The sequence below is a fragment of the Microbacterium helvum genome, assembly GCF_014779795.1.
In the GTDB taxonomy this organism is placed as follows: Bacteria; Actinomycetota; Actinomycetes; order Actinomycetales; family Microbacteriaceae; genus Microbacterium; species Microbacterium helvum.
On record NZ_JACXZS010000001.1, the window covers coordinates 115,251 to 140,712 of the forward strand.

Genomic DNA, 25,462 nt, shown 5'->3' on the forward strand with positions numbered 1-25,462 from the left:
TCGTGATCATGGGGGTCAGTTGTTCTGGGGGAAGCCGAGGTTGATGCCGCCGTGGCTGGCGGGGTCGAGCCAGCGGCTGGTGATGGCTTTCTCGCGGGTGAAGAAGTCGAACCCGTGGACGCCGTAGGCCTTCGCGTCGCCGAACAGCGACTTCTTCCAGCCGCCGAACGAGTGGTAGGCGACGGGGACGGGGATGGGCACGTTGATGCCGATCATGCCGACGTGGACCTCGTTCTGGAACCGGCGGGCGGCGCCGCCGTCGTTGGTGAAGATCGCGGTGCCGTTGCCGAAGCGGCCGGAGTTGATGAGCTCCAGGCCCTCGTCGTAGCTGGCGACGCGGACCACCGACAGGACGGGTCCGAAGATCTCCTCGGTGGAGGCGCGGGAGGTCGTCGGGACGCGGTCGAGCAGGGTGGGGCCGAAGAAGAACCCGTCCTGATGCCCGTCGACCTGGAACCCGCGACCGTCGACGACGACCTCCGCCCCGTCGGCCTCGGCGATGTCCACGTACTCGGCCACTTTGGAACGGTGGATGCCGGTGATCAGGGGTCCCATGTCGGGCTCGACGCCGTCGGGCTCCAGGCCGGCCGCGCCGTTGCCGATCCGCAGCCTGGCGATGCGGTCCGTGATCTTGCCGATGAGCTCGTCGGCGACGGGCTCGACGGCGAGGACGACCGAGATGGCCATGCAGCGTTCCCCGGCGGCGCCGTAGCCGGCGTTCACGGCGGAGTCGGCGACGAGGTCGAGGTCGGCGTCGGGTAGCACCAGCATGTGGTTCTTGGCTCCGCCCAGGGCCTGCACCCGCTTGCCGTGCTGGGCGGCGGTCTCGTAGATGTACTCGGCGATCGGGGTCGAGCCGACGAAGCTGATCGACTCGACGACCGGGCTTTCGAGCAGCCCGTCGACGGCGGCCTTGTCGCCCTGCAGCACCGTGAACACCCCGTCCGGGAGCCCGGCTTCCTTCCACAGTGCCGCCAGCCACAGCGCGGCCGACGGGTCCTTCTCCGACGGCTTGAGCACGACGGCGTTGCCCGCGGCGATCGCGATCGGGAAGAACCACATCGGCACCATCGCCGGGAAGTTGAACGGCGAGATGATCCCCACCACACCCAACGGCTGTTTCGTCGAGTACACGTCGATCCCGGTCGACACGTTCTCCGAATACGCACCCTTGATCAGATGCGGGAACCCGCACGCGAGCTCGACGACCTCCTGACCACGCAGGATCTCACCCATCGCGTCCGAGACGACCTTCCCGTGCTCGGACGTGATGATCTCGGCGAGCTCCCGCTTGCGCGCGTTCAGCAACTCCCGGAACGCGAACACCACCGCCTGCCGGCGTGCGATCGAGTAGCCGCTCCAGGTCTCGAACCCCGCACGCGCCGACGCGATCGCCGCGTCGATCTCTGCCTGGTCGGCGAGGGCCACGTGCGCGGTGACCTGACCGGTCGCCGGGTTGAACACCGGAGCAGTACGACCGGACGCCGACGGATACTCGGCACCATCGATCCAATGCGGGATCACACGGACGTCTCGCACTGACATCACCTGTCTTCCTTCGGGAGCTCGTCGGGGTGCACGAGCCGGGCAGCCTGGTCGATCGCCGCCGCGACGTCACCGCCCGACGGATACAGCAGGGTGCGACCGACGGTCAGCCCTCGCACCCCCGGCACGCGCAGCGCTCGCTCCCAGCGCTCGAACGTCTCCTCCGGGTCGGGGCCGGCGTCCCCGCCGAGCAGGAGCGTGGGCAGCGTGGTCGCCGCCATGACCCGCTCCATGTCGTCGACGACGGGGATCTTCAGCCAGCTGTGAGAACTGGTGGCGCCGAGGCCGGCTGCGATCGTCACGGAGTGGACCACCGCATCCGTCGACAGATCGTTGACGACGCGCCCGTCGACCCGGCGGCTGATGAACGGTTCGAGCACGATCGGCAGATCTGCTGCCGCGCACTCGGTGACCACGTGCCCGGTCGCTTCGAGTGTCGACACGGTCGCCGGGTCGTCGAGGTCGACGCGGATCAGCGCCTTCGTCATGTCGGCGCCCATCTGTTTGGCCGAGTGCGCGTCGATGGCGGTGTAGCGGTCGTCCATCTCGAAGGTAGATCCGCGGAGTCCCCCACGATTCATCGAGGCGACGACGACCTTGCCCTCAAGCAGGCCCAGCAGCGCGAGATCGTCGAGGATATCCGCGGTGCCGAGCACGCCGTCCACACGAGGATGGCTCAGCGCCACCGCGAGCCTCTCGAGAAGCTCTCTGCGGTTCGCCATCGCGAACGGGTCCGCACCGACCTGCAACGCACCGCGTGCCGGATGGTCAGCCGCGACGATGAACAACCGGCCGTCGGCTCCGATGACAGGGCGGCGCTTGCGCGACAGATGTGCACGTTCGACGGCACCGGGATCGGTCGCGCGGACGGTACGAAGACGGGCCAGCTCCGCAGACTCGATGCGCGTCATCAGTCAGACCGTCCTTCAACGTCTGGCATCACCTCGATGGGGATGCGGTGTCAACCGTATGTCCTGACAATAACACATTGTGAGGAAGACGTGTAGATCCGACCACGGTCATGACCGCGTGGGAGAACTCCCCGTTGCAGAACTCAGGCGACGGGGCGACGGCGCGGCGCGCTCAGCCCTTCCACCGACGCTCTGCCGGGTGGTCCACCCTCTCCCGTGCCATCGGCACCGCGAACGCGGCCGCGACCAGGAGCGCGGCGGCCACGCCGATGAGCGCGCCGCCAACCGTGTCCGACAGCCAGTGCGCGTGCAGGTACGTGCGGCTGAACGCCATCAGCAGCACCCACGTCGCGCCGACGACGGCGATCCACACGCGCGGGAAGATGATGACAGCCGCGACGGCGATCGTCGCGGCGTTGGCGACGTGGCCCGACGGGTACGAGCCGTAGTCCGAGACGATGAGGATGTCTTCGGGCCGGACCCGGCCGAACGCGTGCTTGAGCACCTGGACGAATGCGGCCGAGACGGCCTCAGCCGCCAGGAAGTACGCCGCCGCCCATGGCCTGCGCAGCAGGATGAGACCGATCGCGCCCCCGATCGGCACCGCGAGGACGCCGACCCAGCCGCCGCCGATCCAGTTCATGACGCGCGAGAACCCGGCGAGGGCGGGATGCCACCACTCGGCGACGACCGTGTTCCACCAGTCGTCGATCGGCAGCGGGTCGACGCCGCGGCTCAGGATCCACCACCCCAGGGCGACGGATGCCGCCGCGAGCACCGCGCCCGTGACGAGCAGGACGACGACCGTCCTCGCCACACCCGGGCTCGCGTCTGCGCGCCGCACATCGGTCATCGCCCCATTCTGCCCGCCACCGCCCTGATTCCGCGGACCAGGCGCTCGTCGACGACGCACGTCCTCGCCGAACACGCCCGTCGTGAGCGCGGACAGCGTGCGTCCTCGGCGACGACGCAGGATCTCGACCGAACCGCAATCGGCCGCCGGCCGCAGGCGAGGCGGCAGGATGGCGGGATGACCGCTGTCGTCGACGTGCTGCGAACCGTGATCGCACCCCTCACTCGCACCCGCGTGTTCCGCAGGTTCATCGGACCGTCCCTGCTGCCGCCGGTGGAGCGCCTCGTCGCGGGGATCTCGCGCGGACGCGTGCAGCTGAGCGCGCTGCTCGTGCCTTCCCTGGTGCTGCACACCGTGGGGGCACGCTCGGGCGAGCCGCGAGACGTGCCGCTCATGTACACGCCCGACGGCCATGGCCGCGCGATCGTCGCCGGCACGAACTTCGCCGGGTCGCGGCATCCGGCCTGGACGTCGAACCTGCTCGCGCACCCTGACGCCGCCATCACCGTGCGGGGACGCCGCATGCCGGTGCACGCGACGCCCGTGCCGGACGCAGAGCGCGACCTGGCGTGGGCGCGGATCGAGGCGCAGTGGCCGGGATACCGCGGCTACGAGCGCGAATCGGGGCGCACCGTGCGCCTGTTCCGGCTGCAGCCGGTGCGGCCGACCGTCGACTGAGCCGGTCGGCCCCTCCGCCTCAGGGCGCGAGGCGCTCGACCGAGCGCGGACGCACCACGAGCCACAGCGCCAGCAGCCCGATGATCGAGCAGCCGACCATGACCGAGGCCATCGTGGTCGCCGTGATGCCGGCATCCCGCGCGATCCACCCCACCAGCGGCGACACGAGACCCGCCACACCGAAGTTGGTCGCACCGATGATCGACTGCGCGGTCCCCGCCGCCTTGCCGTGACGATCCAGTGCCAGCACCTGCACGCACGGGAACGTGAAGCCGCACGCCGCGATGAAGATCCACAGCGGCACGACGGTGCCCCACAGCCCGAGACCCAGCTGGTCGGTGACGACGATGGCGGATGCTGCCAGCACGAGCACCGCCGTCGACCACGCCATCACCCACTGCGGGCCGAACCGGGCGGCCAGGCGCGATGCGGTCTGCACCCCCACGACGACACCCAGTGAGTTGACGGCGAACAGGATGCCGTACTGCTGCGCGTCGAAGCCGTAGGTCTGCTGGAACAGGAACGACGAGCTCGACAGGTACGAGAACATGCCCGAGAAGGTCATGCCGCCGATGATCAGCACGCCGATGAAGACGCGGTCGCTGAAGACGCTCCGATAGCGCTGCCACACGGTGGTCGCACCGCGTTCGCTGCGACGGGCCTTGGGCAGCGTCTCGGGCAGGAAGATGATCGCCGAGACGAGCATGACGGCGCCGTAGACAGCCAGCACCACGAAGATCCCGCGCCACGGCATGACTGCCAGCAGCGCGGAGCCCACGAGCGGCGCGAGCACGGGCGCGACGCCCGAGACGAGCGCGAGGCGCGACAGCATGACGACGAGACGACGGCCGCCGAACAGGTCGCGCACGATCGCGGCGGCCACCACACCGCCGGCCGCGGCGCCCGCGCCCTGCAGCACGCGGGCGGCCGACAGCAGCTCCAGCGTCGGGGCGAGCGCGGCGGCGGTGCTGGCGAGCACGTGCAGGGCGGTGACGCTCAGGAGCGGCCAGCGTCGTCCGACCTTGTCGCTGAGCGGGCCGACGATCAGCTGCCCCAGGGCGAAGCCGATCATGGTGCCCGTGAGGGTCAGCTGGATGAGCGCCGCCGTGGTCTGGAAGTCCTCCTCCAGCACCGGGAACGCGGGCAGATACAGGTCGATCGTGAACGGCCCGAGTGCGGTGAGCGCACCGAGCAGCACGATGTAGAGCACACGGCGGCGGTGCGGGATCGAGTCGCCGGGGTGCAGCACGATCGGCGCGGTGGCCGGGTTGCTGCCGAGCGTGCGGATGGCGCCGGTGTCGCTGCGAGGCGCCGGCTGCGGTCGCGGTTCGTGGGGGCGGTCTTCGGGCTTCTGGACGGGAACGGAGGCGGTATCGAGCAACGGCGTGTTTCGTTTCGGCGCGGGAATCAGGCGACAGGAACAGTCGAATCGATTCGAGTTTCCACGATACCCGATCGGTTCATCCGTCACAGATGTACGCGCGATCGCGGGTTCGGCGTACATCTGTGACGGATGAACACTTGGGAGGCTCCCAGGCCCGCTTACATGCGGCCGCATAGGATGAGGGCAGTCCAGCATCCCTGCCCGCGGGCCTCGCGCCCGGCGGCCGAGCCGAGATCGAGCACATGACCCCGACCCCGACCCCCGCCGAGAAGCGCACGAGCGGCAATCCGGCCACTCAGGCCCAGATCAACCTCAGCGTCAAGCAGCAGCGCGAGCAGAAGCGTCAGGAGAAGCTCGCCGAGTACCAGAAGCAGCTCGCCAAGCGCCGTCGCAGCAAGCTGGTGTGGTGGATCGTCGGGTCGGCGGCGGCGGTCGCGGTCGTCGCCGCGATCGTGGCCTCGTTCGTCTTCGCCCCTGCGCCCGCGCCGACGTACGCCCGCGGCGACGGCGACGGCAGCTCCATCGAGGGCGTCGAGACGTTCGACAACACCGCGACCCACGTCGAAGGCACGGTCGACTACCCGCAGACCCCGCCCGCCGGCGGCGACCACAACGCGATCTGGCTGAACTGCGGCGTCTACACGCAGCCGGTCCCGAACGAGAACGCCGTGCACGACCTCGAGCACGGGGCCGTGTGGATCACGTACGACCCCGCGCAGGTCACCGATGACGACATCGCGAAGCTCGAGGCCGTCATGCCGTCGACGTTCGCGACGATGTCGCCGTACGAAGACATGGACACCCCCATCGCGGTGAGCGCGTGGAACGCGCAGCTCAAGGTCGACTCGGCCGACGACCCCCGCATCAAGGAGTTCTTCACCGCGTACTGGCACTCGACCAACGCGCCCGAGCCGCAGGCGCTGTGCACCGGCGGCCTCGACGCCCCCGGCAAGAAGTAGGCCTCGTGAGCTCTGACGCGCCGGCGGGCCGGACGCAGCGGTGGATCATCATCGCCGTCGCGCTCGTGCTGATCGGCGCGCTCGGCTTCGCCGTCGGCCGCTTCACGATGTTCGGCACGCAGAGCGCCGCCGCGACGCCGGGGACAACCTCGCCCGAGGCGGGCTTCTCGCGCGACATGCAGGCGCATCACGCGCAGGCGATCGAGATGGCGATGGAGATCTACCGCAAGACCGACGACGAAGAGCTGCGCGCCCTCTCGTACGACATCGCGACGTCGCAGGCCGCGCAGCGCGGCGAGATGTTCGACTGGCTCGTGCAGTGGGGTCTTCCCCAGGCCGGCGGCCCGATGATGGAGTGGATGCGGGATGCCGGCGGCTCAGCTCACGAGCACGGCCAGGCGTCGTCCGCGCCGATGACCGACGACGAGGCCCGCGAGGCGATGGGCATGGCGTCGGCCGCCGAGATCTCCGCCCTGCAGGCGGCGAGCGGCACCGAGGCGGACTGCCTGTTCCTGACGCTCATGATCCGGCACCACGAGGGCGCGATCCCCATGGCCGACGCGCTGCTGGAGCTCGGCAGCGACCCCCGGGCACGGGAGGTCGCGCAGGCGATGAAGACGGGCCAGACGGCCGAGATCGACGCCATGACGTCGATGCAGAACCGCCTGGGGTGCTCGGGCTGAGTCGGGTCGTTACAGTGGTCGCGTGAGCGCCGACCCGCCCGTGACCGCAGCCGAGACCCGTCGACGCCGTCCTGTGATCGTGACGATCGCGGTGGTGCTCGTGTACATCAGCGCGTTCGCCAACGTGGCGCTCGGCGTGCTCGTGCTCCTGAGCCGCTACGAGGTCGCTGAGGCCGACGTGCTCCGGGTGTCGCTGCTGGGCGCGGCGATCATCCTGTTCGGGCTGCTGCTGATCGGCATGGCGTCGGGGCTCGCCCGCGGCAGCCGCCTCTCGCGCCTGTTCGCGACGATCTACCTCGCGGTGCTCTTCGTCTTGAGCGTGTTCACGATCGCGACGACCGACGGCTGGGACTGGGGCTCGATCATCGACGTGGCGATCGAGGTCCTGATCCTGATCGCGCTGTGGGCGCCGCCCGGCTCACGGCACTTCACGCGTCCGACGATCGACGCCGAGGCTGACGCGCAGGCGACCGTCGACTGATCACACCGCGGCGAGCGCCTTCGCGACGTACCGGCGGTGGAAGAACCGGACGATCTCGATCGCGCCGATCGTGAGGCCGGTCACGATGACGATGAGCCAGGCCGCGTCTTCACCCGGATCGACGAGCTGGAAGAACTCGGTGGCCAGCGGGATCGTGAACACGCCGACGAGCCCGATGAACATCGCGCCGATGATGAGCCCCTTGATCCGGGTGATCGGGCGCGACAGCACCGTGAGCACCCAGATCCCGACGACGGCGAGGATGATGGTCGAGCCGGTGCGAAGCTCCTCGATGCCGACCCCGATCGCGGTGGCCGCCAGCGAGTAGAGCGTCAGCGCGATCGCGATGATCACGCCCGCCGGGATCGCGAAGCTCAGCGAACGCTTGAGGAAGCCGGGCACGTACCGCTGGGCGTTCGGCAGCAGCGCGAGGAAGAAGGCGGGGATCCCGATCGTCAGGCCATCCGTGATCGACAGCTGCCGCGGCAGGAACGGGAACGGCAGCACCAGCAGTCCGAACAGCACCGCGAGCCCGGTCGCGTACGCGGTCTTGGTGAAGAAGAGCATCGAGACGCGCTCGATGTTGGCGATGACCTGTCGCCCCTCGGCCACCACCTCGGGCAGGTGCGAGAACCGGCCGTCGAGCAGCACGATGCGGGCGACCGCCTTGGTGGCCGCGGCGCCCGAGTTCATCGCGATGCCGAGGTCCGCGGTCTTGATCGCGAGGGCGTCGTTGACGCCGTCGCCGGTCATCGCGACGGTGTGGCCGCGCGACTGCAGCGCGATCACCATGCGCTTCTTCTGCTCGGGGGTCACGCGTCCGAACACCAGGTTCTGCTCCAGCACCTCGCCCAGCTCGTCGTCGTCCTCGGGCAGCCGCCGTGCGTCGAAGCCCTCGGCGACGTCGACCCCCACACTCCGCGCGATCGCGGCGACGGTGCGCGGATTGTCGCCCGAGATGACACGGATGCCGACGCCCTGGGCGCCGAAGTACTCCAGGGTCTGCGCGGCATCGGGACGCACCTGCTCCTGGAAGGTCACCACGGCTACGGCGACCAGGCCGGCGGGCAGCCGCTCCTCCTCGGCGTCCTCCGCCGTGATCGTCGCATCGGCATGGCCCAGGACGAGCGTGCGGCGCCCGGTCGAGGCGAGCTCGGTGACCACGCGCCCGAGCTCCGCGGTCGCGTCGGTGGCGGCATCCCCGAAGACCATCTCGGGGGCGCCCAGCACCCACGATCCGGCGGGCCCGGCGGCGAACGACACGGCGCTCCACTTGCGCGCCGACGAGAACGGGATGTACGCCGCCGCAGCGAGCGGCTCGGCGACCGGGAACGGCTCGCGCAGACAGCGGGCGGTCGCGTTCGCGTCGGGTGCGGCGCCGAACGAGCCGAGCACCGCCTCGTGGCCGGGGGCCGCCTCCCCCAGCTCCCGCACGGCGTCGAACGCGATCTCGCCGGCCGTCAGCGTGCCGGTCTTGTCGAGGCAGATGACGTCGACGCGGGCGAGCCCCTCCACAGCGGGCAGCTCGTTGACGAGCACCTGTTTCGAGGCGAGCTTGGCCGCGCCGACCGCGAATGCGATCGACGTCATGAGCACGAGCCCCAGAGGGATCATCGCGGTGATGGCCGCGATCGAGTTGACGATCGCCTGCACCCAGTCGCCGCTCTCGAAGGCGGCCGCCCATCCCCCGAACACCATCATCTGGGCGTTGCAGACGAGCAGACCCACCGGTCCGATGATCCAGCTCATCCACTTCAGCACGCGGTTGACCGAGTTGCGCACCTCGGACGCGACGAGCGAGAAGCGCTTGGCCTCGCCGGCGAACCGGTTCGCGTACGAGTCCGCCCCGACGCGCGTCACGCGCGCGGCCCCCTCGCCGGCCACCACGATCGATCCCGACAGCGCCTCGTCGCCCGGCTGCTTGTCGACCGCGTCGGACTCGCCGGTCAGCATCGACTCGTCGATCTGCAGACCGCGGCTCTCGATCACATCGGCGTCCGCCGGCACCTGATCGCCCGCGCGCAGCACCAGGATGTCGTCGATCACGACGCCCTCGGGCGCGATCTCGGCCTCGGCGCCCTCTCGGCGCACGCGGGCGCGCGGGGCGTTCAGCAGCGCGAGACGGTCGAGCGCCCGCTTGGCGCGGAACTCCTGCACGCACCCGATGATCGAGTTCGCGAACGCCGCCAGCCCGAACAGCGCGTCCTGCCAGCGCCCCAGCACGAACAGCACGAAGAAGCACGCGAACACGATGCCGTTGAACAGCGTGAACACGTTCGCCCGGACGATGTTCCAGACGCTCCGGCTGGTGTCGGCCGTGTGGGCGTTCGTGCGCCCCGCGGCCACGCGCTCCGCGACGTCGGCGGCGCTCAGTCCGGGGTCCAGTGCCGCGGCGGCCGGGGCGTCTGCGGAGGCGTCCATGCGATCAGGTTAGCGAGCGCGGGTTTCGGCGAGGGATGCCGCGGCCCCGGCTCTCTGCGAGACCCGGGGCCGAGGCATCCCTCCTCCGACGATGGTCAGCCCTTGGTCGCACCCGCCATCAGGCCTCGGACGAAGAAGCGCTGGAGCGCGAGGAACACGATCATCGGCACGATCAGCACGAGGAACGCGCCCGCCGACACCAGGTACCACCGGTCGCCCCACGAGCCCGACAGCGAGTTGAGCGTCTGCGTCATCGGCAGCGACGACGTCGGAGCGAAGATGGTCGCCACGAGCAGGTCGTTCCACACCCACACGAACTCGAGGATCGCGAAGGACGCGAGCGCCGGGGTCGCCAGCGGCAGGATGATCCGGAAGAAGATCTGCCCGTGGCCCGCGCCGTCCACGCGCGCCGCCTCGATCACATCGGACGGGATCTCGGCGATGAAGTTGTACAGCAGGAAGATCGCCAGCGGCAGCGCGAAGATGACGTGGGCGATCCACATCGTCGCGAAGCTGTGGTCCACATCGCGCATCTCCAGGCCCGGGAACACCGCGACGTCGCCGATCTCGAGCCCGCGCGAGAACAGGCTCAGGAGCGGCACCAGCGCCATCTGGATCGGCACGATCTGCAGCGCGAAGACCGCGACGAACAGCATGCCGCGCCCCTTGAAGTCCATCCACGCGAACGCGTAGGCGGCCAGCGATGCGATGGCGAGCGCGAAGATCGTCACCGGGATGGTGATCGCGAGCGAGTTGAGGAACGACTGCCCCAGGGTCAGCGCCGTGCCGCCGGAGGTCAGCGCGTCCTGATAGTTCCCGGTGGTGAAGTCCGGGTTCGTGAAGACCGTCCACCAGCCCGTCGACGCCGAATCGGCACCGGGGCGGAACGAGGTGATCAAGAGCCCCAGCGTCGGGATCGTCCACAGGAACGCGATCGCGATGGCGATCACCGTCGCCACGGGCGAGGTCATCCGCTTCTGCGCCTGCGCCTCGTTGCGACGGGTCTCACGCGCCACCTTGCGCGCGGCCGACTTGTCGAACTGCGGGCTCGTCTTCTCGTCGACAGCGGTCATCATCGCACCTCCCTCTGCAGGCGCAGCTGTCTGACGTTGTAGATGATGAGCGGTGTCACGAACACGAAGATCAGCACGGCGAGCGCCGCGGCGTGACCGTAGCTCTGGAAGCGCTGCTGCTGGTTCACCATCTCGAAGCCGAGCACCGTGGAGTTCGAGCGACCGCCCGTCATCACGGCCACGATGTCGTACAGCTTCAGCGCGGAGATCGTGATCGTCGTGAGCACGATGACGATGGCGGTGCGGATGCCGGGGACGGTGACGTTGATGAACCGCTGCCACGCGTTGGTGCCGTCGAGCTGCGCCGCCTCCATCTGCTCCGCCGGCACCGCCTTGATCGCCGCGGACAGCACGACCATCGCGAATCCCGTCTGCGCCCACACGAACGCGAAGAGCAGGCAGAACGTGTTCACGAGCGGCCAGGTGTCGAGCCAGCGGACGGGCTCGCCGCCGAAGGCGACCACGATGGCGTTGAGGATGCCGATCTGGTTGCCCTGCCGGTAGTCGTAGACGAACTTCCAGATGAGGCTGATGCTCACCGGCGCGATCGCGAAGGGGATGAAGACCAGGATCTTGAGGATCCGGTCTCCGCGCGCCCGCTCCATGAAGGCCGCGTACGCCAGCCCCACGATGGTCGAGAAGATCGGCGCGAAGATCGCCCAGATCAGGGTGTTGATGATCGACCAGAACCCCTGCGGGTTGGTGAACGCCCAGCGGTAGTTCTCCCAGCCGACGAAGTTCTCGCCGGTCTTGTCGAAGAACGACTGGATGACGGTCGAGATGGTCGGATAGACGAGGCCGACGAGGATCAGGATCGCAGCGGGCGCCAGGAACAGCGTCAGCTGATACAGGTACCCGGCGCCCTCGCGTGCCCGGTAGTCGGCGTAGAAGAGCAGGCCGCCCGCGATGAGCGCGATCGGAACGACGTAGAGGACCGCGTTCTGATAGGGCCGCAGCATCATCAGCGCCACGAAGGGGATCGCGAAGCTGGAGATCAGCCGCAGCCAGAAGTAGCCCGTTCCCTTGCGGGGGGCGTACTCGATGAGCACCAGGAGGACCGCGACGACGACCCCGAACACCAGCAGGACGATCGGGATCTGCACGATCGGCCCCAGTTCGCCGATCCACTGGAAGAACGAGTTGAACGAGAAGCCCAGCGACGTCGGCCGCGCATCGGGGTTCGGCGGGCTGAGGAACAGGAAGATCACGAGCGCCGCGATCAGGATGAAGCCGACCGCGACGACGATCCGGGTGGTCGTGCGCGACGGCGGCTTGCGTTTCGCCGGGTCCGGCGGCGGTGGCACTTCAGCCTGATCCACCGAGGCTGCGGTCTGGGACATGGTCCGCCCTTCCTCCGTCGTCGTCGACGACGACGGATCAGCCGTCGCCTCGGCGCCGGGCGTCAGTTCTCGTAACCTGCCTGGATGTCTTCCAGCACCTGCGGCGTCGGCTTGCCGTCGATCCAGTCGACCATGCCGCGCCAGAAGGAGCCCGACCCGACCGTGGCCGGCATCAGGTCCGAGGCGTCGAAGCGGAACACCGTGTCGGGGTCCTGCAGGACGGTCATCGCGTCGGTGAGGAACTTGCTGGACGCGAGCGACGGGTCCGCACCGGTGTTCGCCGAGATGGCGCCACCCAGCGACACGCGGGCATCGGCCCATTCGGGCGTCGACATGTACTCCGCGACCTTCTGCGTCGCGGCGTCGTCGGAGAAGAGCGTGACGAGCTCGCCACCACCCGACACCGAGAACGGCTCGCCCTCGAAGCCCGGCATCAGGAAGGCGTAGACGTCGCCGTCCTCCGCCACGTCGGGCGTCGCACCGTCGGCCGTCTGCACCGCGAGGAAGTTGGCGGTGAGGAACGACGCCTGGTGCGTGAGCGCGCACGTCCCGTTCGCGACGGCCGCGGCGATCGGGTCGCCGAACGCGGTGGAGTTGATGCTCTTCACATCGCCGAAGCCGGCGTTGACGTACTTCGGGTCGAGCAGCACCTTGGCCACCTCGTCGAACGCCGACTCGATGTCCGGGTCGGTGAACGGCGTGTCGCCGTTCGCCCAGCTGTCGTAGACGTCCGCACCGGACTGACGCAGCACGAGGTCTTCGATCCAGTCCGTGCCGGGCCAGCCCGACGCGGCCTCGGACGAGAACCCGGCACACCACGGCGGCTGGCCGGTCTTCTCCTGGATCGTCTTGGTCAGATCCAGCAGCTCCTGCCACGTCTCGGGGATCTCGACGCCCCACTCCTGGAAGCTCTTCGGCGAGTAGTAGATGTAGCCCTTCAGGTTCGCGAGCATCGGCGCGGCGTAGAAGGTTCCATCCACCGAGCCGATCTCTTTCCAGGCCGGTGCCCAGTACTCGTCGACGTTCGCCTCGACCTCGTCGCTGCCCTCGACCACCTCTCCGGTGTCGACGAGCGAGCGGAACAGGCCGGGTTGCGGGACGATGGCGATGTCAGGGGCCGAGCCGCCGTCGACCTTCGTCACGATGTTGCCCTCGAAGCCCTTGTCGCCGGTGTACACGACCTTGATGCCGGTGTCGGCGGTGAACGCGTCGAAGGACTTCTGAAGCGCGTCCGCCTCGGTGCCGGTGATGCCGCCCGCGATCTGGACGGTCTCCCCTTCCAGCGAGCCGTCGTCCGTATTCCCCTCGTCGCCGCCCTCGGCACATCCGGCGAGTGTGAGAGCCGCAACGGTGGCCAAGCCGAGTGCGATGTAGCCGTGTCGCCGGCGGGATCGCAATGCAGTCATGGTGTCTGCCTCCTCTTCGAGTCCGCGGGCGGCACTCGTGTGCCCCCCGCACGTGAGAGATCGGGAACCGATTCCATGCTCACGCTAGGGGATGCCGCAGAGCCGCACAATGACCGTGGGTCACAAGTCGGTAAACAGCGCCGTCCGGCTGGCGGACTCGGCACGACGAGGGCAAGATGAACTCTGGAACCGGTTCCGGACGACCGCGGACCGGGGTGCAGCGCGAGGAGGACCCGATGGCGGGCATCGCCGATGTGGCGCGCGCGGCAGGCGTGTCGAAGTCGACCGCCTCGCGTGCGCTGACCGGCGGCGGGTACGTCTCGCAGTCCACCCGGGTGCGGGTGAGGGATGCCGCGACCGCCCTCGGCTACGTCCCCACCACGAGCGCGGTCAGCCTCGTGACCGGTCGCACGCAGACGGTGGGCGTGGTGATGCCGTCGCTGGACCGCTGGTTCTTCGCGCAGGTGCTCGAAGGGGTGCAGGACGCCCTGCTGGAGCGCCGGTACGACCTGGCCCTGTACGGAGCGGCGCCCGAATCGGCCGCACGGCGCGAGATGTTCGAGCACTTCCTCGCCCGCAAGAGGTTCGACGGCCTGATCGCGATCGGCATCGAGCCCAGCGCGCGCGAACTGGAGCGCCTGGTCGCATTCGGCAAGCCCGTGGTCAGTGTCGGCGGCTACGACGTGGGCACCAACGCGGTCTCGATCGACGACCAGGCGGCTGCGCGCATCGCGACCGACCACCTGATCGGCCTCGGCCATCACGACATCGTGTTCCTCGGCGGCGATCCCGACGGGCGCCGCACGAGCTTCGGCGACGGTCGCCGGCTGGACGGGTACCTCTCGGCCATGCGGGATGCCGGGCTTGCGGCATCCGCTCGCCACGTCCAATCGGAGGTGGCCATGCCGGGCGGGTACAGCGCCGCCGTCCACCTGCTCGGCGACCGCCGCACGCGGCCGACGGGGATCGTCGGGGTGTGCGACGAGGTCGCGGTGGGCGCGATCATCGCGGCGCGGCGCCTGGGCATCCGCGTGCCAGAGCGCCTCAGCGTCGTCGGCATCGACGATCACGCGTACGCGGACATGTTCTCGCTGACGACGCTGCAGCAGCGCCCTCATCAGCAGGGCCGCGCGGCCGCGGAGCTGCTGCTGCGTCAGCTCGACGAGCCGGACTCGCCGATCCACCGGCTGTACGAGCCGTCCCCGCTCGTGGTGCGCAACTCCACCGCGCCCGTCGACGACGACGCGTCGGCCATCATCGGCGTCGGACGCTGAGCGCCGCCTCAGAGCACCCCGAGATCGCGGAACGTACGACCTTCCCACGCGACGGCTTGGACGGCATCCTCCACGCCATCCACGACACGGAAGATCTCGTCACCGCGGCGCTCGGACCGCACGAGGCTGCCCGCGACCGGAGTCGGCGGCGGACCGCCGACGACGGCTTCGAGCACTCGCGTGAACGCGCCGGTGCGTGCGAGCGGCGCGACGAGATCGGACCCGTCGCGGGCGTGGCCGACCAGATCGTCCAGCAGCGCGACACGCTCGAACCCGTAGGTGCGCGGCAGCGCGCGGCCGTCGCGGAAGACGTGCAGCGTGTCCAGCGTGTAGTGGTAGACCAGATGGCCGCGCGTGCCGCGCACCAGCACGTGCGGCTCGGTGCGCCGCGGTGCCGTCACCGCCAGTCCGGCCGCCAGCCGCGCGCCGCCGCGCAGCCTCACGACCAGCGACGACGTGTCGTCGGTGGCGATGTCGTTCGCCCGGCGCAGGTCGGCGTCGACGTCGACGACGTCCTCCGGCGTGACGGCGCCGGCGATCGCGAACGCCGTCGCGACCGCGTGGGCGAGCGGATTCGTCACGACGCCGTCCGCCACGAGCCGGCCGTCGATCACGCGATGGCCGGCCCACGGCGCCCGGCGCCAGTACTCCTCGGAACGCGACCACGACCCCACGGCGCCGTAGTGCACGACGTCGCCGATGACGCCGGATGCCGCGACCTCGGCGGTGGCCGGAACCCCCGCGCTGCCCAACGACTGGAAACCGACCTGCACCGCCCGAGATGCGGCATCCCCCGCCCTCAGCAGTTCCCGATGATCGACGACCGACGGAACCGGCGGCTTCTCCAGCAGCACGTGGGCGCCGTGTGACAGTGCCAGGCGCGAGAGCTCGGCGTGGGTGGGGATCGGAGTGCTGAGGATCGCGATGTCGAGCTCGACGGCGTCGATCATCGCGGCCGCGTCGGCGAAGACGTGCGTCGTGTCGGGCACCGCTCCGCCGCCGCGGGGATCGGCGACCGCGACGAGCTCGAGCTCCGCGGCGCGCGAGAGCGTGGCCTCGACGTGCGACCGGCCGTGCCCATGCACGCCGGCGATGCCGACGCGCAGGCGCTCCGTCACAGCCCGGCCTCGGCCCTCAGCTCTGGCAGCGCCGCCTCGACGGCGGCGGCATCCGCCAGCTCCTCGTCGAGCACGTAGGCCGTGAGCTCGAGGTCGAGCTCGCCGCCCTCGGGCAGCGTGCGGGGTTCGTCCCACGCCACCGACGGCCCGGCGCCCAGGTACTCGGCGAAGCGCACGAACCACGGCATGCGCTCGGCGCCCTGCGTCAGCACGACGGTGGTGCCGCGGTCGGGGAACGTGAACGCCAGCCACTCGGTCGTCGCGCCGTGCACCTCGCGCTCGGTGTCGCCGGCGGGACTGAACACGCGCGCGATCTCGGGCGCGAACCGCCAGAAGATGCCGCCGTACCCGGCGCCCTCGCGCCCGTTGGTCGCCGGCGAGCCGAACGTGATGGCATCCAGGGTCGCCTTGAGGTGGCTGCGCCAGCGCAGCGCCCAGCCGTTCGCGAGCTCGGCCGAGCGCAGCTCGCGCACCTCGACCAGCTGCGTCGTGCCGCTCTGGTCGACCCAACTGAGGCGTTCGTCGAGCACGTGACCGTCGATGTGCAGGCGGTCGCGGCGCTGGCGGCCGTGGTTGGGCACCATGATCGACCCCTCGCCGCGGACGTAGGTGCGGCCGCCCCAGAACGACGTGCCGTTGACGTCGGCGATCGCGAGGCTGACGCCCAGGTGGTGCGGGTGATCGGTGGGCTCGGTGACCGTCAGCGGGGTGCCGGTGCGCGAGATGACCGCGTCGAGGTACGGACGCGGCGACAGCACCGAGTCGACGCTGGTGCCCTCTTCGTACTGGGCGACCACGGTCGAGCCGAGCCGCAGCACCGGTCGGGCGGGGCCGACCCAGCCGCTCGCGTGAGAGGCGGGGCCGGAGCTGCGGCGCGGCACGAGGACGGGTCGATAGAACAGGGGGTGGTCGGCGCTCTCGCCGTCCAGTGCTTGACGCATGCGATTCCAGGCCTGCCGCCCGATCTCGATCCGCGGGACCGACATTGTCGTCAGCGGAGGGGCGGCGAAACGGGACTGCGGGATGTCGTCGATCCCGACGATGGACAGTTGTTCCGGCACCTCGACGCCGACCTCGCGCAGGCGCGACATCAGACCGAGGGCGACGAGGTCGTTGAAGGCGATCGCGGCGGTCGCGCCCGTCTCGAGCACGGCGTCCGCCGCGTCGTAGCCGGACTCCATGCTCGACCCCGCCGGGATGGTGAGGAACTCCAGGTCGGGGTACTCGCGCGCCAGCTCGCCGAGCCCCTGCGCGCGGAGTTCGTTCGCGTAGCTGAGCGGGGGCCCCGCGACGTAGGCGATGCGGCGATGGCCGAAGCCGCGCAGATGCGTGCCGAGCTCTTTGATCGCCGTCGCGTAGTCGACCGACAGCTGCGCGGCCGGCGTGTCGTCGACGCGGCGGTTCACCACGACGACCGGGGTCGTCCGCTGGATGAGCTCGCGCAGCTCGGCGTCGGGCATGCGCGGCGAGACGAGCACCAGCGCATCGCACTTGCTGCGCGCCTCGCTCGCGATCTCGGCCTCGACGCCGACCGCCTCGGCACTGTCGGCGACGAGCACGCGGTATCCGTCGCGGGCGGCGGCGACCGTCAGCCCCTTGAGCACGCCCTGGAACAGCGGATTCTCAAGGTCCGGCACCAGCAGCGCGATCGTGTGGCTGCTCCCTCGCACCAGACTGCGGGCGGCCTCGCTCGGCGAGTAGTTCAGGGCCGCGACGGCGCGATTCACCTTCGCGACGATCGCGGGATCGACCGTGGCGACGCCGTTGAGGACGCGCGACACCGACGCCTGCGACACACCGGCGTACTGTGCGACCTGCGCCATCGTGATGGGGCGCGACGTGACCTCGGTCAAACCGGATCCTCTCTTTCGTCAATCATGGGCGTGCGCGGGCACGGTGGGGCGCATTCGCGCGGGTGAGGGATGCCGCGCCCGCGGTTCCCGCGTCCGCCGCTGCCGACGCGACCCGGCGCGGGTGCGGGCCGGTGTTGCGCGGCCGGGCGGTGCCGCGGGCTCGGGCGGTGCCGCCCGGGACCGGACCCCTCATCACTTCGGTCCGGCCCCGTGCGGTCTTGAGGGCGAGGGCTGCGCCCGGGGGGCTGGCGCAGCCCGTCGCCGGCTAGATCGCTGCGTCGTCGAGCGCGCGCTGGAGCTCCTTGATGAAGCTCTTCGCGGCGTCGGCCGGCGTCAGCTCGCCGAACAGCACCTTCTGGGTGTGCTGGTCGATGATCGTCTCGATCGCGCCGCCACCCGGCGGGGTCGCCGGCGGGGCGTCGCCCACGCGCGGCGCGATCTCGTCGAGGAATGCGACGACCTCCTGATCGACCTCGCCGAGCTTGGGCGTGATGTACTCGCGGATCTTCTCGTTCGCAGGGACGCCGCGCTCGGCGAGCAGCAGGTCGGCCGCCTCTTCGCTGTTGGAGAGGAAGTCGAGGAACAGCGCGACCTCGGCCGGGTGCTCGGTCTTGGCAGAGGCCGACCAGAACATCGACGGCTTGTAATAGGCCGCCGTGCCCTCGCCCTCGTCGGTCGTCGGCACCATGAGCGGAACGAGAGTCTGGCCGCTCGCCGAGCGCAGGGCTGCCACCTGGTTCGACCACCATGGGCCGAACGCGGACTGGTTGGTCGCGGTGAACGACTCGGCGAGACCCGCCGACTCGCGCTCGATCGTGGCGGACGGGTCGGGCGTGCCGCCCGCCTCCGTCACGTCGAGCAGGTTCTGCCACCACGCCGCGAGGGTCTTCTCGCTCGCGGCCACCTCGGGCGATCCGTCCTCGGCGTACAGGGACTCGCCGTGCTGGCGCAGCCAGTTGTTGAGGCCGCCGTCCTCGAAGCCCCACGACTGCGAGCCGATGACCGCGCCGCCGCTCTTCTCGGTGACTTCTTCGGCGATCTCGTTGAGGTCGTCCCACGACCAGGTCTCGTCGTCGGGCAGTTCGATGCCGAGGCTGTCGAGCAGATCGGTGTTCGCCATGTAGGTGTAGGTGTTGATGCCCACCGGGATGCCGTACTGCGTCCCGTCGAGCGCGCCCGTGCCCAGCACCGAGTCAGGGAAGTCGCCCGTCGGCAGCTGGTCGCCGAGCGTGCCGAGGTCCAGCAGCACGCCGTTGGCCGCGTAGGTCGACAGCTGCTTCTCGTCCATCTGGATGATGTCGGGTGCGTCGCCGGCGGCGACGGTGGTCGCCAGCTTGTCCCAGTAGCCGGCCCAGTCGGTGTACTGCGGCTCGATGGTGATGTTGTCGTGCTCGGCCTCGAAGGCCTCGATCAGCTGCTGCGTGATCTCGTGGCGGACGTCATTGCCCCACCACGTGAACGTGAGGGTGACGGGCTCGTCCGACAGCGTCGGGCCTGTGGCCGGCTCCTCGGTGGGGGTCCCGCTTGCGCACGCGGTCAGCGCGAGCGTCGTCGCTGCGCCGAACGCGGCGAACTGCACCCAGCGGGCTGCGGTTCGGTTGCGTCGCATGTCTTGCATCCTTTCGACCGGAGTCGGTGTGTGGGGGTGGTGCGGTGTGATGAGGACGGACCACCCGGTCCGTGAACTGTGGTGCGGCATCCAGTGCCTCTGGATGTCACTTGATCCCGGTCGTCGCGATTCCCTTGATGAGGAACTTCTGGCCGAACAGGAAGATCAGGAAGATCGGGATGAGCGAGACGACGCTCATCGCGAACATCTGCGCGTAGTTGGTGACGCTCTGGGCGTCCTCGAACGACCGCAGTGCGAGGGGGACGGTGTACAGCTCGGGCTTGGTGAGGAACACCAGCTGCGAGAAGAAGTCGTTCCACGTCCAGATGAAGGTGAAGATCGCGGTGGTCGCGAGCGCCGGCGTCATGAGCGGCAGGATCACCTGCAGGAAGATGCGCGGATGCCCGGCGCCGTCGATCCGCGCAGCCTCGTCGAGCTCCTTCGGGATGCCGCGGATGAACTGCACCATCAGGAACACGAAGAAGGCGTCCACGGCCAGCATCTTCGGCACGATCAGCGGCAGGAACGTGTTCACCCAGCCCAGCTGCGAGAACAGGATGTACTGCGGGACGATGATCACGTGGATCGGCAGCATGATGCTCAGCAGCATGATGCCGAACCACAGCCGCTTGGCCGTGAACTCGAGCCGCGCGAACGCGTAGGCCGCCATCGAGCACGAGATGAGGTTGCCGACGATGCACCCGACGACGATCACCGCGGAGTTCCACAGGTAGACGTTGAACGGGTACTGCAGCGCGTTCCAGCCGTCGGTGTAGTTCGAGATCTCGAAGCTGTCGAAGATGATGCCCGGCTCACGGAAGATCTCGTCGTTGGGCCGCAGCGAGCTCACGACCATCCAGATCACCGGGTAGAGCATGAGCGCCGCGAGCGCGATGAGCAGCGTGTGGCGGATGATGCTCGTCAGCGGCTTGCGGAACGGGTTGGACTGGCGCCTGGCGGGCGGACGCCCCGTGACGACCGTCTCGGTGGGCAGGGCCACGATGGGCTCGGGATCAATTTTCGTCATCGTAGAACACCCAGAACTTGGAGGACCAGAACGCGACCACGGTGAGCAGCGCGGTGATGATCAGCAGGAGCCAGGCCATCGCCGAGGCGTAGCCCATGTTGAAGTTCGCGAAACCCTGCTGGTAGAGGTACAGCGTGTAGAAGAGCGTCGAGTCGACGGGGCCGCCGGTGCCGCCCGAGACGATGTAGGCCTGCGTGAACGACTGGAACGTGCCGATCAGCTGCAGCACCGCGTTGAAGAAGATGATCGGGGTGAGCAGCGGGATCGTGATGCGGAACAGCTGCTGACGCCTGTTCGCGCCGTCGACGGCCGCCGCCTCGTAGTACATCGAGGGGATCTGACGCAGCCCCGCGAGGAAGATGATCATCGGCGACCCGAAGGTCCACACGTGCAGGATCATGAGGGTGCCCAGCGCCGTGTCGGGGCTCGAGATCCATCCCTGTCCCTCGATGCCGAACCACGCGAGCACCTGGTTGATGAGCCCGTCGACGCCGAAGATCTGACGCCACAGCATCGCGATCGCGACACTGGCGCCGAGCAGCGACGGCAGGTAGAACGCCGATCGGTAGAAGGCGAGCCCCCGCAGACCGCGATCGAGGATGATCGCCAGGAAGAGCGCGACGGCCAGCTGCAGCGGGACCGAGACCAGCACGTACGTGAAGGTGACCTGCAGCGCGGTGTGCAGGCGCTCGTCCTCCCACATGCGCACGTAGTTGTCGAGGCCGTTGAACTTGGGCGGGCTCAGCAGGTTGTACCGCGTGAACGACAGACCGAGCGATGCGAGCATCGGGCCGATGGTGACGAGGGCGAGGCCCACGAACCACGGCGCGAGGAACAGGTAGGCGGCCTTGTTCTGCTTCTTGCCGACCGCCTTGGCGCCCTTCAGGCGGGTGAGCTCGCCGAGTGCGCTCATGTCGCGGCCTCGTGCGGCCTGGTATCGGGACGGTGCGTCGTCGTCACCGCGTCCTCCGGATTCATCGTCGTCGAAGAGTCGAGAATGCGCTTTCTGGAATGCGCTTTCTCATTCTTGCCAGAGTGGATGCCGGAACGCAAGCCTTTCCGGAAAATCGCGGCAGATCGGTCGTCGAAGCGTGAGATAGGGCTTACTCAGATGCCGGTGTGCGGGCCGTCTTCGGCGACCCCCGGGCATGACGAAAGCCCCGGGTGCGAGCACCCGGGGCTTTCGTGGAAGGAACGAGATTACTTGAGGGTAACCGTCGCGCCGGCCTCTTCGAGGGCGGCCTTGGCCTTGTCGGCCGCGTCCTTGTTGACGCCCTCGAGGACGGCCTTGGGGGCGCCGTCGACGACAGCCTTGGCCTCGCCGAGGCCCAGCGAGGTGAGCTCGCGGACCGTCTTGATGACCTGGATCTTCTTGTCGCCGGCAGCCTCGAGGATGACGTCGAACGAGTCCTTCTCCTCCTCGGCAGCAGCCTCGGCACCCGCGCCACCGGCGCCGGCGACGGCGACGGGAGCAGCAGCGGTGACCTCGAACTTCTCCTCGAACGCCTTCACGAACTCGCTGAGCTCGACAAGGGTCAGGCCAGCGAACTGCTCGAGCAGCTCCTCAGTGGTGAGCTTCGCCATGATGTGTATCTCCTAGATGAATGGGGTTTGTGTGGGGAAGACGTACGGGTCGCTCACGCGGCCTCGGCGGTCTCCAGCTTTTCGCGAAGCGCGTCGATGGTGGCAGCAGCCTTGCCCATCGTCGCCTTCATCATGCCCGCGGCCTTCGCCAGCAGAACCTCACGGCTCTCCAGCGAGGCGTACTTGTTGACCTCGTCGGCGCTGAGGGCGTTGCCCTCGAAAACGCCACCCTTGATCACGAGAAGCGGGTTGGCCTTGGCGAAGTCACGCAGAGCCTTCGCGGTGGCGACGAAGTCGCCGTGCACGAACGCGATGGCCGAGGGGCCCTTGAGGTCCTCGTCCAGCGCCGTGATCCCCGCGTTGTTCGCGGCGATCTTGGTCAGCGTGTTCTTCACCACGGCGTATTCCGCGTCCTGACGGATGCTGTTGCGCAGCTGCTTGAGCTGGGCAACCGTCAGACCGCGGTACTCGGTAAGCAGGACGGCGTTCGAGTTCTCGAAGTTCTTCGTGAGCTCGGCGACCGATGCATCCTTCTGCGCCATGGTCACTCCTTGTGTGGATGAGACGCTCCGCGATGGCGGGGCGCCGGCCGGCGGCATCCGCTCATCTGCTCTCAGCAGGCAAAAGAAAAAGCTCCGGCGCAAGCGCACGGAGCTTCAAGAGAATCATCGTGACACCTGCGCGGGCCCCTGCTGATGCAGTGCTTCGATCCCGTGCGCTTTCACGCACGACGATGACCGGCGGTCTTCGGCTTCCTCCAGAGTACGTGATCCCCCGCCCCCCGCCAAATCCGCGGTCCGCCCCTCCCCCTCCCGTCCGCCGCCGCCCCCTCCTCCCCTCCCCCCTCCTCCTCCCCCCTTCTTCGTCGACAACGCGGTTTCTCGCCGAGCGACCACGTCAGCGCCGGGTACGACATGCTGTCTCGGCGAGAAACCGCGTTGTCGGCATCCAGGGGAACCGGATGTCAGCGCGGCAACGAGATGCCGAAGGACGACAGCCGCGCAGCGAGCGCCTCCGCAGTGCGGACGTGCTTCTCGTCGACGCGGACCATGCGCTTGCCGGTCGTCCCACGGATCCAGTCCTCGCGGCGCTTCTCGTCAAGGATCACCTGCTCGACAGTCCGTCCGGTCCGCAGCGCTTCGTCGAGGTACTTGCCCGCGCCGTCTATCTCAAGGAACGTGGCGATGTCCTCGATCTCGACGTCGACGCGCAACACCCTCCCGTCAGGCCCCCGCACCTCGACCTGAGGTCGAAGCCGGCGAAAACCGAGCCTGTGCAGGTGCCCGCGACCCGCGCTCTCCGCAGGAGATTCCGCCCGACCGTCCGCGAGAGCGAGGACTTCCGCCGCAGTCCTGACTCCGCGACGACCGACGCCGCCCGCGACTCTCGCCAGCATCTCGTCTCGCCACGTCTGCGCACCCGCTTCGTCGTATGCGCCGTCGTCGCAGGCGACGAGCCGGAGCGCCGCGTCTGCCGCCGCGAGTCCCGCTGCGAACGGCAGCGTGCAGGCGAGATCCAGTACCGTGCGCTCGAGCGTCGTGACGCGGATCCCCTCCCGGACCGTCACGTCCTTGTCGGCGAGCGCATCGCCGTGGCGACGCATCCCGTTCCGGCTCGAGATGTGCTTGCCGTCGGGAACCGTCACATGTACGACCTCAGGGGTGCAGCGGTACAGCGGGAGTTCCCACACCACTGCGGCGGAGTCGTACGACGCGACCGAGTCGCCTCCCCGCATCTCCGCGAAGGCCGCGGCCACCTGAATCCGGTGTCTCGACTCCGGCCACAGCGGATCCCAGTCGGCGTCCTTCACGTACTGGTTGCGTTGCAGCCGCCGCAGTTCACCCGCCGACACGGATCGCGCGATCTCACGCTCCCGCCATCTGTTGCGATCGAGCGCCTCGCGAGTGAGGAGCACGCTGCGCGCCTGCGCGAAGCTGATGTGGTGAGGCATCACAGGATGCTGACACGGTCGTTTCGCCGCGGCACACGCCGGCGGGCGAAAGTGGAATCCTCGTCGATGACCGCATCCGAGCCCCGTTGGGGAGGAAGCCCGCTCGACCCCGATCCGACAACGCGGTTTCTCGCCGAGCGACCTCGTCGTCTGCGTCGAGATCGTGGTGGTTCGGCGAGAAACCGCGTTGTCGACAGGAAGGACAGCAGGCATCGACGAGAACGCGCGTCGCGTCGGCGGATGTCGGCACGGCGGCGTAGCCTCGAAAGGTGACCCCGATGCCCGCAGCCGTGCCCGCGTTCGCGGCGCAGGCTCCTGAGCTCGCGGCCCGCATCGTCGCGGACTCGCGCGATCGGGTCGCCTGGGTGCGGGCACGCTCTCGGGGCATCACGGCCACCGATGTCGCGACGCTGACCTCCGAGAAGGCGATCGCACGGGCCGCCGACGCGAAGCTGATGGGCTCGGGCTTCTCGGGCAACGCCTACACCGCCCACGGGCGGGCGCGCGAGCCCGAGATCGCCGGCTGGGTCGCCGCGACCCACGGCATCCAGCCGTCATCGGCGCTCTTCCACGCGGTCGTCGAGAAGCGCCATCTCGCGACGCCCGACGGCATCGCGGTCGATGCGGCAGGGCGTGTGACGCTCGCCGAGATCAAGACGACGAACAAGGCGTGGCGCAGCATCCCCCGCTCCTACCTGCGGCAGGTCTGGTGGCAGCAGCATGTGCTGGGTGCCGAGCGCACTCTCGTCGCGTGGGAGCAGCACGACGACTTCGTCCCTGTCGGCGATGAGCCGCGGTGCGCGTGGGTCGACCGCGACGACGCCGAGATCGCGAAACTCGTTCGGCTGGCCACGGCCCTCATCGACGAGCTGTATCTGCGTCACACCCGCACACGCCAGGGCGAGCGGATGCCGCAGCCGCCCACTCCCCCGCGCGAACCCTTCCGCGCGCTGGCGCTGGCCGACTGACTGCTGCAGACTGCCGCCGCGCCGAGTGACCGGCAAGGTTCGCGCCGAGATCAGAAGCTCTCAAACCATGATGAACGTCCTGTTCACATCGCCTCGCTGAACCTCCCGTTCACACAGCCCCGGACACCCCGCGCACGCCCCGTGCGAGCCGGAAGTTCACTCGCCCCGTGTGAGCCGGAAGTTCACTCACCCCGTGTGAGCCGGAAGTTCACTCACCCCGTGTGAGCCGGAAGTTCACTCACCCCGTGTGAACCGGAAGTTCACTCACCCCATGTGAACGGGAAGTTCACTCACCCCGTGTGAACGGGAAGTTCACTCACCCGGTGTGAACGGGAAGTTCATTG

The 25,462-nt window shown here is 69.1% G+C and carries 22 protein-coding genes; 6 read left to right on the top strand and 16 right to left on the bottom strand.

All coding sequences use genetic code 11. The annotated features are described in order from the left end of the window. Positions 1 to 15: 15 nt before the first annotated feature. The 3 genes from IF188_RS00580 to IF188_RS00590 all read right to left on the bottom strand — a co-directional run bounded on the left by IF188_RS00580 (position 16) and on the right by IF188_RS00590 (position 3,309). Positions 16 to 1,545: a CoA-acylating methylmalonate-semialdehyde dehydrogenase gene (locus IF188_RS00580; protein WP_191169849.1), complete on the bottom strand. Its 1,530-nt coding sequence runs from the start codon at positions 1,543 to 1,545 to the stop codon at positions 16 to 18. Beyond that, a complete protein-coding gene (locus IF188_RS00585; protein WP_191169850.1) occupies positions 1,545 to 2,456 on the bottom strand; it encodes a class I fructose-bisphosphate aldolase in 912 nt (303 codons plus the stop codon). Before IF188_RS00585 ends, IF188_RS00580 begins: the two co-directional genes overlap by 1 nt. A gap of 172 nt (positions 2,457 to 2,628) precedes the next feature. Then, on the bottom strand, positions 2,629 to 3,309 hold the full coding sequence (locus tag IF188_RS00590; protein WP_191169851.1) for a phosphatase PAP2 family protein: 681 nt from the start codon (positions 3,307 to 3,309) through the stop codon (positions 2,629 to 2,631). A gap of 177 nt (positions 3,310 to 3,486) precedes the next feature. Here IF188_RS00590 and IF188_RS00595 point away from each other — a divergent pair, with 177 nt between their 5' ends. Then, complete coding sequence (locus tag IF188_RS00595) at positions 3,487 to 3,987, top strand: nitroreductase family deazaflavin-dependent oxidoreductase (protein ID WP_191169852.1); 501 nt, start codon at positions 3,487 to 3,489, stop codon at positions 3,985 to 3,987. A gap of 19 nt (positions 3,988 to 4,006) precedes the next feature. On the opposite strand, the gene IF188_RS00600 is transcribed toward IF188_RS00595, so the two are convergent. Further along, the gene (locus IF188_RS00600; protein WP_191169853.1) at positions 4,007 to 5,368 is read right to left on the bottom strand and encodes a multidrug effflux MFS transporter; all 1,362 of its coding nucleotides are present in this window, start codon (positions 5,366 to 5,368) and stop codon (positions 4,007 to 4,009) included. 245 nt (positions 5,369 to 5,613) lie between these two features. Between IF188_RS00600 and IF188_RS00605 the strand changes: the two genes are divergently transcribed. The 3 genes from IF188_RS00605 to IF188_RS00615 are packed head-to-tail and all read left to right on the top strand — an operon-like array spanning position 5,614 to position 7,494. Next, the gene (locus tag IF188_RS00605; protein ID WP_191169854.1) at positions 5,614 to 6,330 is read left to right on the top strand and encodes a DUF3105 domain-containing protein; all 717 of its coding nucleotides are present in this window, start codon (positions 5,614 to 5,616) and stop codon (positions 6,328 to 6,330) included. A gap of 5 nt (positions 6,331 to 6,335) precedes the next feature. Further along, positions 6,336 to 7,013: a DUF305 domain-containing protein gene (locus tag IF188_RS00610; RefSeq protein ID WP_191169855.1), complete on the top strand. Its 678-nt coding sequence runs from the start codon at positions 6,336 to 6,338 to the stop codon at positions 7,011 to 7,013. Positions 7,014 to 7,035: 22 nt separating this feature from the next. Next, a complete protein-coding gene (locus IF188_RS00615; RefSeq protein ID WP_191169856.1) occupies positions 7,036 to 7,494 on the top strand; it encodes a hypothetical protein in 459 nt (152 codons plus the stop codon). Here IF188_RS00615 and IF188_RS00620 read toward each other — a convergent pair whose 3' ends face one another. The 4 genes from IF188_RS00620 to IF188_RS00635 all read right to left on the bottom strand — a co-directional run bounded on the left by IF188_RS00620 (position 7,495) and on the right by IF188_RS00635 (position 13,734). Beyond that, positions 7,495 to 9,915, bottom strand: coding sequence for an HAD-IC family P-type ATPase (locus tag IF188_RS00620; RefSeq protein WP_191169857.1), 2,421 nt, complete (start codon positions 9,913 to 9,915; stop codon positions 7,495 to 7,497). Positions 9,916 to 10,010: 95 nt separating this feature from the next. Further along, on the bottom strand, positions 10,011 to 10,988 hold the full coding sequence (locus IF188_RS00625) for a carbohydrate ABC transporter permease (RefSeq protein ID WP_191169858.1): 978 nt from the start codon (positions 10,986 to 10,988) through the stop codon (positions 10,011 to 10,013). After that, positions 10,988 to 12,328: a carbohydrate ABC transporter permease gene (locus tag IF188_RS00630; protein WP_191169859.1), complete on the bottom strand. Its 1,341-nt coding sequence runs from the start codon at positions 12,326 to 12,328 to the stop codon at positions 10,988 to 10,990. The genes IF188_RS00625 and IF188_RS00630 overlap by 1 nt, the downstream gene beginning before the upstream one ends. 62 nt (positions 12,329 to 12,390) lie before the next feature. Further along, the gene (locus tag IF188_RS00635) at positions 12,391 to 13,734 is read right to left on the bottom strand and encodes an ABC transporter substrate-binding protein (protein ID WP_191169860.1); all 1,344 of its coding nucleotides are present in this window, start codon (positions 13,732 to 13,734) and stop codon (positions 12,391 to 12,393) included. Between the two features lie 236 nt (positions 13,735 to 13,970). Between IF188_RS00635 and IF188_RS00640 the strand changes: the two genes are divergently transcribed. Next, on the top strand, positions 13,971 to 15,008 hold the full coding sequence (locus IF188_RS00640; RefSeq protein ID WP_191170277.1) for a LacI family DNA-binding transcriptional regulator: 1,038 nt from the start codon (positions 13,971 to 13,973) through the stop codon (positions 15,006 to 15,008). An 8-nt stretch (positions 15,009 to 15,016) separates the two neighbouring features. On the opposite strand, the gene IF188_RS00645 is transcribed toward IF188_RS00640, so the two are convergent. The 8 genes from IF188_RS00645 to IF188_RS00680 form a co-directional block, all read right to left on the bottom strand. Then, positions 15,017 to 16,126: a Gfo/Idh/MocA family protein gene (locus tag IF188_RS00645; protein ID WP_191169861.1), complete on the bottom strand. Its 1,110-nt coding sequence runs from the start codon at positions 16,124 to 16,126 to the stop codon at positions 15,017 to 15,019. Next, on the bottom strand, positions 16,123 to 17,979 hold the full coding sequence (locus tag IF188_RS00650; RefSeq protein WP_191169862.1) for a DUF6807 family protein: 1,857 nt from the start codon (positions 17,977 to 17,979) through the stop codon (positions 16,123 to 16,125). The genes IF188_RS00645 and IF188_RS00650 overlap by 4 nt, the downstream gene beginning before the upstream one ends. 265 nt (positions 17,980 to 18,244) lie before the next feature. Continuing rightward, positions 18,245 to 19,588: an ABC transporter substrate-binding protein gene (locus IF188_RS00655; protein WP_191169863.1), complete on the bottom strand. Its 1,344-nt coding sequence runs from the start codon at positions 19,586 to 19,588 to the stop codon at positions 18,245 to 18,247. A gap of 106 nt (positions 19,589 to 19,694) precedes the next feature. Further along, the gene (locus IF188_RS00660) at positions 19,695 to 20,615 is read right to left on the bottom strand and encodes a carbohydrate ABC transporter permease (RefSeq protein ID WP_191169864.1); all 921 of its coding nucleotides are present in this window, start codon (positions 20,613 to 20,615) and stop codon (positions 19,695 to 19,697) included. Further along, positions 20,602 to 21,528, bottom strand: coding sequence for a carbohydrate ABC transporter permease (locus tag IF188_RS00665; RefSeq protein ID WP_191169865.1), 927 nt, complete (start codon positions 21,526 to 21,528; stop codon positions 20,602 to 20,604). Before IF188_RS00665 ends, IF188_RS00660 begins: the two co-directional genes overlap by 14 nt. Positions 21,529 to 21,815: 287 nt before the next feature. After that, positions 21,816 to 22,199, bottom strand: coding sequence for a 50S ribosomal protein L7/L12 (gene rplL, locus IF188_RS00670; RefSeq protein ID WP_191169866.1), 384 nt, complete (start codon positions 22,197 to 22,199; stop codon positions 21,816 to 21,818). Positions 22,200 to 22,252: 53 nt separating this feature from the next. Next, on the bottom strand, positions 22,253 to 22,741 hold the full coding sequence (rplJ, locus tag IF188_RS00675) for a 50S ribosomal protein L10 (protein WP_191169867.1): 489 nt from the start codon (positions 22,739 to 22,741) through the stop codon (positions 22,253 to 22,255). 422 nt (positions 22,742 to 23,163) lie between these two features. Next, positions 23,164 to 24,009 carry a hypothetical protein gene (locus tag IF188_RS00680; RefSeq protein ID WP_191169868.1) on the bottom strand — a complete coding sequence of 282 codons (846 nt, stop codon included), beginning with the start codon at positions 24,007 to 24,009 and terminating at the stop codon, positions 23,164 to 23,166. Positions 24,010 to 24,428: 419 nt separating this feature from the next. On the opposite strand from IF188_RS00680, the gene IF188_RS00685 reads away from it, so the two are divergent. After that, on the top strand, positions 24,429 to 25,118 hold the full coding sequence (locus IF188_RS00685; RefSeq protein WP_191170278.1) for a YqaJ viral recombinase family protein: 690 nt from the start codon (positions 24,429 to 24,431) through the stop codon (positions 25,116 to 25,118). The last annotated feature ends 344 nt before the right edge of the window (positions 25,119 to 25,462 follow it).